The sequence below is a fragment of the Citrobacter tructae genome (genome assembly GCF_004684345.1).
GTDB lineage: Bacteria > Pseudomonadota > Gammaproteobacteria > Enterobacterales > Enterobacteriaceae > Citrobacter > Citrobacter tructae.
This window is the reverse complement of sequence record NZ_CP038469.1, coordinates 1364050-1374872: the sequence shown is the minus strand read 5'-3', so window position 1 is coordinate 1374872 and position 10823 is coordinate 1364050. Positions and strand designations below refer to the sequence as shown.

The 10823-nt window shown below is 49.9% G+C and carries 12 protein-coding genes; 10 read left to right on the top strand and 2 right to left on the bottom strand.

Features of this window, described 5'->3' with window-relative positions; genetic code table 11:
* From E4Z61_RS07220 to htpX, 4 genes are all read left to right on the top strand, one after another.
* Nucleotides 1-498, top strand: a complete 498-nt coding sequence (locus E4Z61_RS07220; protein ID WP_135322175.1) for a GAF domain-containing protein — start codon at nucleotides 1-3, stop codon at nucleotides 496-498.
* A gap of 96 nt (nucleotides 499-594) precedes the next feature.
* Nucleotides 595-1281, top strand: coding sequence for an RNA chaperone ProQ (proQ, locus tag E4Z61_RS07215; RefSeq protein WP_135322174.1), 687 nt, complete (start codon nucleotides 595-597; stop codon nucleotides 1279-1281).
* Nucleotides 1282-1300: 19 nt separating this feature from the next.
* On the top strand, nucleotides 1301-3349 hold the full coding sequence (prc, locus tag E4Z61_RS07210; protein WP_135322173.1) for a carboxy terminal-processing peptidase: 2049 nt from the start codon (nucleotides 1301-1303) through the stop codon (nucleotides 3347-3349).
* 192 nt (nucleotides 3350-3541) lie between these two features.
* A complete protein-coding gene (gene htpX, locus E4Z61_RS07205; protein ID WP_045444014.1) occupies nucleotides 3542-4423 on the top strand; it encodes a protease HtpX in 882 nt (293 codons plus the stop codon).
* A gap of 46 nt (nucleotides 4424-4469) precedes the next feature.
* Here htpX and E4Z61_RS07200 read toward each other — a convergent pair whose 3' ends face one another.
* Nucleotides 4470-5843 carry an MFS transporter gene (locus E4Z61_RS07200; protein ID WP_135322172.1) on the bottom strand — a complete coding sequence of 458 codons (1374 nt, stop codon included), beginning with the start codon at nucleotides 5841-5843 and terminating at the stop codon, nucleotides 4470-4472.
* 175 nt (nucleotides 5844-6018) lie between these two features.
* Here E4Z61_RS07200 and kdgR point away from each other — a divergent pair, with 175 nt between their 5' ends.
* On the top strand, nucleotides 6019-6810 hold the full coding sequence (kdgR, locus tag E4Z61_RS07195; RefSeq protein ID WP_135322171.1) for a DNA-binding transcriptional regulator KdgR: 792 nt from the start codon (nucleotides 6019-6021) through the stop codon (nucleotides 6808-6810).
* 114 nt (nucleotides 6811-6924) lie between these two features.
* Here kdgR and E4Z61_RS07190 read toward each other — a convergent pair whose 3' ends face one another.
* Complete coding sequence (locus E4Z61_RS07190) at nucleotides 6925-7164, bottom strand: YobH family protein (protein ID WP_135322170.1); 240 nt, start codon at nucleotides 7162-7164, stop codon at nucleotides 6925-6927.
* 163 nt (nucleotides 7165-7327) lie between these two features.
* Here E4Z61_RS07190 and mgrB point away from each other — a divergent pair, with 163 nt between their 5' ends.
* The 5 genes from mgrB (at nucleotide 7328) to ftsI (ending at nucleotide 10795) form a co-directional block, all read left to right on the top strand.
* On the top strand, nucleotides 7328-7471 hold the full coding sequence (gene mgrB, locus E4Z61_RS07185; RefSeq protein WP_135322169.1) for a PhoP/PhoQ regulatory lipoprotein MgrB: 144 nt from the start codon (nucleotides 7328-7330) through the stop codon (nucleotides 7469-7471).
* 74 nt (nucleotides 7472-7545) lie between these two features.
* A complete protein-coding gene (locus tag E4Z61_RS07180) occupies nucleotides 7546-7827 on the top strand; it encodes a YebO family protein (protein WP_135322168.1) in 282 nt (93 codons plus the stop codon).
* A 637-nt stretch (nucleotides 7828-8464) separates the two neighbouring features.
* Nucleotides 8465-8608 carry a DUF2627 domain-containing protein gene (locus E4Z61_RS07175; RefSeq protein WP_003034983.1) on the top strand — a complete coding sequence of 48 codons (144 nt, stop codon included), beginning with the start codon at nucleotides 8465-8467 and terminating at the stop codon, nucleotides 8606-8608.
* Nucleotides 8609-8620: 12 nt separating this feature from the next.
* Complete coding sequence (gene cspE / locus E4Z61_RS07170; protein WP_001062678.1) at nucleotides 8621-8830, top strand: transcription antiterminator/RNA stability regulator CspE; 210 nt, start codon at nucleotides 8621-8623, stop codon at nucleotides 8828-8830.
* A 219-nt stretch (nucleotides 8831-9049) separates the two neighbouring features.
* Nucleotides 9050-10795 carry a peptidoglycan glycosyltransferase FtsI gene (gene ftsI / locus E4Z61_RS07165; RefSeq protein ID WP_135322167.1) on the top strand — a complete coding sequence of 582 codons (1746 nt, stop codon included), beginning with the start codon at nucleotides 9050-9052 and terminating at the stop codon, nucleotides 10793-10795.
* The last annotated feature ends 28 nt before the right edge of the window (nucleotides 10796-10823 follow it).

Here is a 10823-nt window from a genome sequence, read left to right as displayed (position 1 = left end):
ATGAACAAAATAGAGCTATACACGGATCTGAACCGTGATTTTCGCGCATTAATGGCAGGTGAAACCAGTTTTCTGGCAACGCTGGCGAATACCAGTGCCTTGTTGTATGAACGGCTTTCAGACGTGAACTGGGCTGGTTTTTATCTGCTCGAGAACGACACGCTGGTGCTCGGCCCCTTCCAGGGAAAGATCGCCTGCGTGCGTATCCCTGTTGGCCGCGGCGTGTGTGGTACCGCAGTGGCGCAGAACCAAGTTCAGCGCATTGAAGACGTTCATGCCTTTGACGGGCACATTGCTTGCGATGCCGCCAGCAATGCTGAAATCGTGCTGCCGGTCACGGTCGAAAATCAGATAATCGGCGTGCTGGATATTGATAGCACCGCGTTTGGCCGGTTTACTGAAGAGGATGAACAGGGGTTGCGTACGCTTGTGGCACAGCTTGAAACCGTGCTTGCAATGACGGATTACAAAAAATTCTTTGCGACCGTCGCAGGATAATCAACGGATAACGTAGCAATTACTGATGGCGTCATTATAATGACGCCTGTTCATGCCTGCGCTTGTTGGCTACGTCCGTTGTAATCAGGAAATTTCATGGAAAATCAACCTAAGTTGAATAGCAGTAAAGAAGTCATCGCGTTTCTGGCCGAACGCTTCCCGCAGTGTTTTAGTGCGGAAGGCGAAGCGCGCCCGCTGAAAATTGGCATTTTTCAGGATCTGGTAGAGCGTGTTGAGGGCGAAATGAACCTCAGCAAGACACAGCTCCGTTCTGCCTTACGTCTCTACACTTCAAGCTGGCGTTATCTGTATGGCGTTAAGCTGGGCGCAACGCGTGTCGATCTCGACGGCAACCCATGCGGTGAGCTGGATGAGCAACACGTTGAACATGCGCGCAAACAGCTTGAAGAAGCAAAAGCCCGCGTTCAGGCGCAACGTGCCGAGCAACAGGCGAAAAAACGCGAAGCGGCCGCTGCTGCTGGTGAAAAAGAAGGCGCACCGCGTCGCGAGCGTAAGCCGCGTCCTGCTCCGCGTCGTAAAGAAGGCGCAGAGCGTAAACCTCGCGCTGAAAAACCGGCCGCTCAAGCACCGCGTGCTCCTCGCGAAGAACAGCATACCCCAGTGTCTGATATTTCAGTGCTGAAGGTAGGGCAGTCCTTAAAGGTGAAAGCAGGTAATAATGCGATGGATGCCACCGTATTAGAAATCACCAAAGATGGCGTCCGTGTACAGCTGAATTCGGGTATGTCTTTGATTGTACGCGCAGAACACTTGGTGTTCTGAAACGGAGGCCTGGCCTGGCATGAACACTTTTTTTAGGCTTACTGCGTTAGCTGGTCTGTTTGTATTAGCAGGCCAGGCACTCGCTGTGGAAGACATCACGCGTGCCGATCAACTCCCCATACTAAAGGAAGAAACGCAGCACGCGACGGTGAGCGAACGTGTCACATCGCGCTTTACGCGTTCACATTATCGCCAGTTCGATCTGGATCAGGCGTTTTCGGCAAAAATTTTTGACCGCTATCTGAATCTGCTCGACTACAGCCATAACGTGCTGCTGGCGAGTGATATAGAGCAGTTTGCCAAAAAGAAAACCGTTCTCGGTGATGAACTGCGTACGGGCAAGCTGGATGTCTTTTACGATCTCTACAACCTGGCGCAAAAACGCCGGTTTGAACGTTACCAGTACGCGTTAAACGTGCTGGCTCGTCCAATGGATTTCACCGGTAACGACACGTTTAATCTCGATCGCAGCAAGGCCCCGTGGCCAAAAAGTGAAGCCGAGCTAAACGCATTGTGGGACGGTAAGGTTAAATTCGATGAACTTAGCCTGAAACTGACCGGTAAAACTGATGCTGAAATCCGCGAAACGCTGACTCGTCGTTACAAATTTGCGATTCGCCGTCTGGCGCAGACCAACAGTGAAGATGTGTTCTCACTGGCAATGACGGCGTTCGCACGCGAAATCGATCCGCATACCAACTACCTGTCTCCGCGTAACACCGAACAGTTCAATACTGAAATGAGCCTGTCTCTGGAAGGTATTGGCGCGGTTCTGCAAATGGATGATGACTATACCGTCATTAACTCTATGGTGGCAGGCGGCCCGGCAGCCAAGAGCAAGGCGATAAGCGTAGGCGATCGTATTGTTGGCGTCGGACAGTCGGGCAAAGGCGTGGTTGATGTGATTGGCTGGCGTCTTGATGACGTCGTCGCGCTGATCAAGGGACCAAAGGGTAGCAAGGTTCGTCTTGAGATCCTGCCTGCCGGTAAAGGCACTAAGACGCGTACCGTTACGCTAACGCGCGAACGTATTCGTCTGGAAGACCGCGCCGTTAAAATGTCGGTCAAAACCGTTGGCAAAGAGAAAGTCGGCGTACTGGATATTCCTGGCTTCTATGTTGGTCTGACGGATGACGTCAAAGTTCAGCTGCAGAAGCTGGAAAAACAGAATGTGAGCAGCGTGATTATCGATCTGCGCACCAACGGTGGTGGCGCTCTGACCGAAGCCGTCTCGCTTTCTGGTCTGTTTATCCCTTCTGGCCCGGTTGTTCAGGTACGTGACAATAACGGTAAAGTGCGCGAAGACAGCGATACTGACGGTGTTGTTTACTATAAAGGCCCGCTGGTGGTTCTGGTTGACCGTTTCAGTGCCTCGGCATCTGAGATTTTTGCAGCGGCAATGCAGGATTATGGCCGTGCGTTGATCGTCGGTGAACCAACCTTCGGTAAAGGTACTGTGCAGCAATACCGTTCTTTGAATCGTATCTACGATCAGATGCTGCGTCCAGAATGGCCTGCGCTGGGTTCCGTTCAGTACACTATCCAGAAATTCTACCGCGTTAACGGTGGCAGCACGCAGCGTAAGGGCGTAACGCCGGATATCATCATGCCGACAGGCAATGAAGAAACCGAAACCGGTGAGAAGTTTGAAGATAACGCCTTGCCGTGGGATAGCGTCGATGCGGCAACTTATGAGAAGTCAGATAATTTAACGCCGTTCGGCCCTGAATTACTGAAAGAACATAATGCGCGTATCGCCAAAGATCCTGAGTTCCAGTACATCATGAAGGATATTGCCCGTTTCAATGCCCTGAAAGATAAGCGCAACATCGCGTCTCTTAATTTTGCTCAACGTGAAAAAGAGAATAACGAAGATGATGCCCTGCGTCTGGCGCGTATCAACGATCGCTTTAAACGTGAAGGCAAACCGCTGCTGAAGAAACTGGACGATCTGCCGAAGGATTACCAGGAACCGGATCCGTATCTGGATGAGACGGTGAAAATCGCACTCGACCTGGCGCATCTTGAAAAAGAGAAGCCAGCGGAACAGCCCGCATCCAGTCAGTAATATCCAACAGGCACAAGAAATTGTGCCTGTTTTTTTAACAACCGCATGAAGTCGTCAGTGTGATACGGTAAAATGTAAAGTTGTGTCTTTCTGGTGACTTAGCACGTATGCATGCTTGAAAATAGCCGTAAGACCCATACGATATGGGTAATCGCATAGTGCGTTTTGTTAAATTGAGGTTAAAAGAAAATTATGATGCGAATCGCGCTCTTCCTGCTGACGAACCTGGCTGTGATGGTCGTTTTCGGGCTGGTATTGAGCCTGACAGGGATTCAGTCAAGCAGCGTTCAAGGCTTGTTGATTATGGCACTGCTGTTTGGTTTTGGTGGTTCCTTCATTTCGCTGCTGATGTCCAAATGGATGGCGTTAAAGTCCGTTGGTGGGGAAGTGATTGAACAGCCCCGCAATGAAAGAGAACGCTGGCTGATGAATACTGTAGCGACACAGGCTCGTCAGGCCGGGATCGCTATGCCGCAGGTGGCTATTTACCATGCGCCGGATATTAACGCATTTGCGACCGGCGCGCGCCGGGATGCGTCGCTGGTGGCTGTCAGCACCGGTTTGTTGCAAAACATGAGCCCGGATGAAGCAGAAGCCGTTATCGCGCATGAAATCAGCCACATTGCCAATGGTGATATGGTTACCATGACGCTGATTCAGGGCGTGGTGAACACCTTTGTTATCTTTATCTCGCGCATTCTGGCGCAAATCGCCGCCGGTTTTATGGGTGGAAACCGCGAAGAAGGCGAGGGGAGCAACGGTAACCCGTTAATCTACTTTGCCGTTGCAACGGTGCTGGAACTGGTGTTTGGTATTCTGGCGAGCATTATTACCATGTGGTTCTCACGTCATCGTGAATTCCACGCGGATGCGGGTTCTGCCAAACTGGTTGGTCGTGAGAAAATGATCGCTGCATTGCAGCGTCTGAAAACCAGCTATGAGCCGCAGGAAGCAACCAGCATGATGGCTTTCTGCATCAACGGTAAATCCAAGTCGTTGAGCGAGCTGTTTATGACGCACCCACCGCTGGATAAGCGTATTGAAGCGCTTCGCAGCGGAGAATACCTGAAATAACCCGCGGTATGTTAAATGAAAAAGCGCGTCAATCGACGCGCTTTTTTTACATCTGAACCCGAGGTTGGGTAATTCGTAGCCCACTGACAATGGCGGCAAGGGTTGCCAAAACGCCTGCTGTCAGCAACGACACGTGCGTTCCGCTGTCGCCAAACTGATTTAGCATCAGTGCCACTAATGCGGCACCGGTGCTTTGGCCCAGCAAACGCGCCGTTCCCAGCATCCCGCTTGCGCCTCCGCTACGTTCGCGCGGTGCGGAAGTGATAATAGTGTGGTTGTTTGGCGACTGGAACAGGCCAAAGCCCGCGCCGCACAAAATCATCGGCCAGATAATATTGAAATCCGACGGCGCGGATGGCAGCAACACCAGTGAAAATAATCCACACGCCATCACCACCATTCCCAAAGCGCCTAAAAGCCCGGCGTGGACACGTTCAATCAAATAGCCTGCCAGTGGTGCCATAACCATGGTGGCCAGCGGCCATGGGGTCAACAACAGGCCTGTTTCAACCTCACTGCGACCCAACACGGTTTGTAAAAAGAAGGGCAGGGATACCATGGCCAGCATTTGTGCGCAAAATGAACAGATCGAGGTGCAGATGGAGAGCGAAAAAAGCGGTATGCGCAGCAGATCAACCGGTAGGAGTGGAACAGGCAGTGACAGCTGTCGGCGGATAAAGAAAAATCCTACCACGATGAGTCCCACCAGTTCAGCTTCGATCAGTGTTGATGACTGTCCCTGGGCAAATCCGCTGAGTGCTGTGATCAGCAAACCGAACGTTAACGCATTCATCACCGCACTGGGTAAATCAAAGCGAGGTTTATTGCTACGTGCAGCGTTCGCTGGCAAAAAGCGCATGGCTAGCAAGAGGGCAATAATCCCGAGCGGTACGTTGATCAAGAACAACCATTTCCATGAAGCAATGGAGAGGATTGCTGCAGCAATAGTCGGTCCGGCGGCAGAAGAGACCGCCACAACGAACGAGTTAATGCCCATCCCGCGACCAAGTTGGCGCTGCGGGTAAATAAGCCGGATCAGCGCCGTATTCACGCTCATTAACGCGGCTCCGCCAAACCCCTGAGCTACGCGCGCAAGTGTTAGCATCTGCAGGGAATCCGACAATGAACAGAAGAGTGACGCGAGCAGAAAAACGACCAGCCCGCATTTATAAATGCGTCGGTAGCCAAACATGTCGCCTAAAAATGAGAGTGAGAGTAGTGAAACTACAATCGCAATTTGATAAGCGTTAACAATCCAAATTGAGCTGGCGGGGGAGGCCTGAAGATCGGCAGCAATTGTCGGCAGGGCAACATTCGCAATTGCGCCATCCAGTACGGCCATCGAGATACCAATAATAATGGTTAAAATTGCGCCATATCGTTGGGGCAACGGCAGGCCATCGGCCTGGGACTTATCCATAGGGAGTCAATATTGTCGGAAATTATGATGAGAATAATAATTCTAGCATTGATATTCAGGCGGTATGTCGCAGATTTGTAACTAAGTAAGCAAAGATGGATTGCGAGCATCGATACGTGAAATTATAATAAAAACCGGTTCTGATTTTTATAAAACACTCGTAATGAGGTGATAAATGGCTATCGCAGATCTGGATAAACAACCCGATTCTGTTTCTTCCGTGCTGAAAGTTTTTGGCATTCTGCAGGCGCTGGGTGAAGAGCGCGAAATTGGTATTACCGAATTGTCGCAACGCGTCATGATGTCAAAAAGCACCGTTTATCGCTTTTTACAGACCATGAAAACGCTGGGTTATGTGGCACAGGAAGGGGAGTCTGAGAAATATTCTCTGACCCTGAAATTGTTTGAATTGGGTGCGCGCGCGTTGCAAAACGTAGATTTGATCCGTAGCGCGGATATTCAGATGCGCGAACTGTCGCGTTTGACCAAAGAGACGGTACACCTCGGTGCGCTGGATGAAGACAGCATTGTCTACATCCACAAAATAGACTCGATGTACAATTTGCGTATGTATTCTCGCGTAGGCCGTCGTAACCCGTTATACAGTACGGCGATTGGTAAAGTGCTGCTGGCGTGGCGTGACCGTGACGAAGTAAAACAGATTCTTGAAGGCGTTGAATACAAGCGCAGCACAGACCGTACGATCACTAACACTGATGAATTGTTGCTGCTGCTGGATAAAGTGCGTGAACAAGGTTACGGTGAAGATAACGAAGAGCAGGAAGAAGGGTTGCGCTGCATCGGCGTTCCGGTCTTTGATCGTTTCGGTGTGGTCATTGCGGGTCTGAGTATTTCATTCCCAACCCTGCGTTTTTCTGAAGAACGTTTACACGACTATGTCGAGATGCTGCACACGGCTGCACGTAAAATTTCAGAGCAAATGGGTTATAACGACTATCCATTCTGATTTGATTAATGAGCCATAAGCTAAAAAGCCCCAGGTATTAATCTACCGGGGCTTTTTTATGAACAAATTTAATGCAGGTTGGCGCAAATAATGAACTGTTATATTGCCGCTGTATTAACCATTATCGACAATCACGGTGCTTTTCCTTAACAGAGGGCAGTCCGACAGTCCGATGATACCGCTGTTGGTATGCACATACTGTGCGGTACTGGTGCCTCGTGCCGTCAGGTACTGGCATTGCAAGCCGAGTCCCGCTGCATTCTCTTTACTTCCTATCAATACGCCGTAGCCGCTGAGTAATAAACCAATCCAAACCAGAGCTAACAAAACAATCGCGCGAATAATTAGACGCATTACAACCTCTTATCTTTTCTCGTTATTATAAGATTAGCCTGTACACTGAATGAAACAAGTTAATCATTCCTAAAAAGAGTAATGCCGTTACAGTTAACGCTGGGTTTAGGTAACGCATGATAATTTAGTCGCATAGGATGTGGATTCGGAGAGTGGAGTTGGAGTGAAAAAAATGCGGTGGGTGGTCCTGATAGTTGTCGTACTGGTATGCATACTGATGTGGGCGCAGGTGTTCAACATCATGTGCGATCAGGACGTACAATTTTTCAACGGAATTTGCGCCATCAATAAATTTATTCCCTGGTAAGCGCATTTTAGCAACAGTTGATTACCTTCTTGTGCGGCAGTGGTAAACTACGCTGTCTACATTGAGGTGGTGAAATGAACGAAGTTTTGAACTCTGGCGCGTTAAGCTTTGCGTCTTTAGTTGTATCGGTGGTGGTTCTGGTTATCGGGCTTGTATTGTGGTTCTTCATCAATCGAGCAAGCTCACGTACTAATGAGCAGATCGAGTTACTTGAAGCATTGTTAGATCAGCAAAAACGGCAGAACGCATTGCTCCGTCGTCTTTGCGAAGCTAACGAACCCGAAAAGGTCGCGGAGGTTGCGGAGCAAAAACAGGATGAGGATGATGACATCATTCGCCTGGTAGCTGAGCGCTAGTAACCTGAAAGACAGGGTGGGCGTCTGACAACGCTGTTCTCAGATACGCCATCCTGTCGTCAGCCCCGTCAGATGATTTTCTTCTACAACCTGTGGGCTGTTCGCGTATTGTTCGGTATGTAACATCCTTCCTTCTATTCACTGCGCCCCCATTAATTCTCTGTCTGGCCCAGCGTTAAATATAATTACCCATACGTTAATAATATGATTGTGTCATTTTTGTGATAACGATCGTTTTATTATCAGCGAAACGTTTCTCTTACTTTTTTGTGCTTTGTCATCATTCTTTCATTATTTTTCTGCAAAACCAGAAGGCGGATCTCATTTTCACCGTTGTGACAAATTATGCATTACTAAGCATAAAAAATGATATTCAGCACACGGTGCATCAGAGTATCTGGAACAACCGAACAACGTGAGCTATGGTAGATATGTCACGGCTGCTGCATATGCCAGCCGGGGCTGGGCGAGAGCGTTGAGAATATATCCAGACTTGGTCTGGCGCATAACTGTGCAGTTGTCGTGAGATGAACTTCGGGATTTGTGCGACCGATCGAGACACGTTTAAAAATGGCTTGCCATTATTATCGTTGTATGTGATAACACGTTTTGGGTTAAACGAGGTACAGTTCTGTTTATGTGTGGCATTTTCAGTAAAGAAGTCCTGAGTAAACACGTTGACGTTGAATACCGCTTCTCTGCCGAACCTTATATTAGTGCCTCAAGCAGTAATGTCTCAGTTTTATCTATGTTATGCCTGCGGGCGAAGAAAATACTCTAAGGAATTTTGCAAATGGCAAAGATTAAAGGTCAAGTTAAGTGGTTCAACGAGTCTAAAGGTTTTGGTTTCATTACTCCTGCTGATGGCAGCAAAGATGTGTTTGTACACTTCTCTGCAATCCAGGGTAACGGTTTCAAAACTCTGGCTGAAGGCCAGAACGTTGAGTTCGAAATTCAGGACGGCCAGAAAGGTCCGGCTGCTGTTAACGTAACAGCTATCTGATCGAAACCACTGATTTGAAGCGCTCAGGCGCAGCAATTTCAGATATAAAGCCTCGCATTTGCGGGGCTTTTTAATTCAGATTACGTCAAAATATTTCAAAATGCCTTCCCATTAGCGCTTTGTTGCAAAGGCGTGATGTTCGTAGCATTGTTTTCCCCGCTTTCTGCCGCTAATTCTCGTTAAATCAGTCACCTGAAAAACTATCTTGCTGGAGACCAGGTGAAAAAGAAAAACGACGGCGATACACGCAATTTTACTCCCGTACGTTTTGCCCTGCTTTGCGCGGCAATTTTATTAAGCCTGGGGCTGCTCCTGGGGCGGGTTGCGTGGTTGCAAATAGTCACACCGACCAGCCTGGTGAAGCAGGAGGATATGCGTTCGTTACGTGAAGTCACAACAGCATCTCCGCGCGGAATGATTACCGACAGAGAAGGGCGACCGCTGGCGGTGAGCGTACCGGTTAACGCTGTCTGGGCCGATCCTAAGACGATTATTAGCAAAGGCGGTGTCGGTTATAACGAGCGCTGGCAAGCGCTGGCAAAGACTCTGCATCTGTCGCTTGGTTCACTGGCGGAACGCGTTAACAGCAATCCCGCCGGACGCTTTATCTACCTGGCGCGCCAGATTTCGCCCCAACAGGCGCAGTGGGTTGATAAACTGAATCTTCCGGGGATCAATCTGCGTGAAGAGTCCCGCCGCTTTTATCCGGCCGGGCATGTCGCCGCGAATCTGATTGGTTTCACCAACATTGACGGTCAGGGAATTGAAGGGGTAGAAAAAAGCTTTAATAGCCAGTTGATGGGCAAACCCGGCTCGCGACTGGTGCGCAAAGATAAGTTTGGTCATGTGATTGAGAACATCACGGAAGTGATGCCAGTGCCCGCACATGAGTTGCAGCTGAGTATTGATGAGCGCTTGCAGACTGTTACCGAAGATGCACTGGATAATGCCGTCACGTGGAATAAAGCCGAGTCAGGCGCGGCGGTGCTGGTCAGTATCGCTACTGGTGAGATATTGTCGATGGCGAGTTTCCCTGACTTTAATCCCAACAATCGCGATGGCGCCGTGCTGGACGATTTTCGTAACCGTGCGATTAGCGATACCTTTGAGCCGGGCTCTACCGTTAAGCCGTTGGTGCTTATGACCGCCCTGCAACAGGGGATTGTGCAGCCTGATAGCGTGATTGATACCCATCCCTTTAATCTTGATGGGCATCGTATCCGTGACGTTGGCTATTACCCTGAATTGTCGCTGACCGGTATTTTGCAAAAATCGAGCGATACCGGCGTGTCGCATCTGTCATTGGCCATGCCCATTCAGCGGCTGTTGGACACCTATAAGAGCTTTGGTTTTGGCGAACCGACCGGACTGGGATTGACCGGCGAAAGTAGCGGTTTAATGCCCCAGCGCCGCTACTGGAGTAGCCTGGATCGCGCGACCTTTGCGTTTGGCTACGGTTTAATGGTCACCCCGCTACAACTGGCGCACGTTTACGCCACCATCGGCAGTTTTGGCATCTATCGACCGCTATCTATTACCCGTATCGATCCGCCGGTGATAGGCCGACGCGTGATGTCTGAGGCGTTAGTTCATCAGGTTGAGCATATGATGGAAAGCGTCGCGCTGCCCGGTGGCGGGGGAACAAAGGCTGCGGTACGAGATTATCGTGTGGCAGTGAAAACCGGGACGGCAAAGAAAATTGGTGATGACGGTAAATATGTCGATAAATACGTGGCGTACACGGCGGGTGTCGCCCCGGCAAGCGATCCAAAGTTTGCTCTGGTGGTGGTTATCAACAATCCGCAAAACGGGGCGTATTACGGCGGCGCAGTATCGGCCCCTGTCTTTAGTCAGATAATGGGGGACGTGCTGCGTCTGGAAAATGTCAAACCGGATGGCATGCCCGCCGACTCTGAGCACTTGCTGGTGATGCACGGCAATAGCGTCTCCTCTCCGTCGCTGTAAGTTATTTTCCCAGGGCGCAATTCGCGTT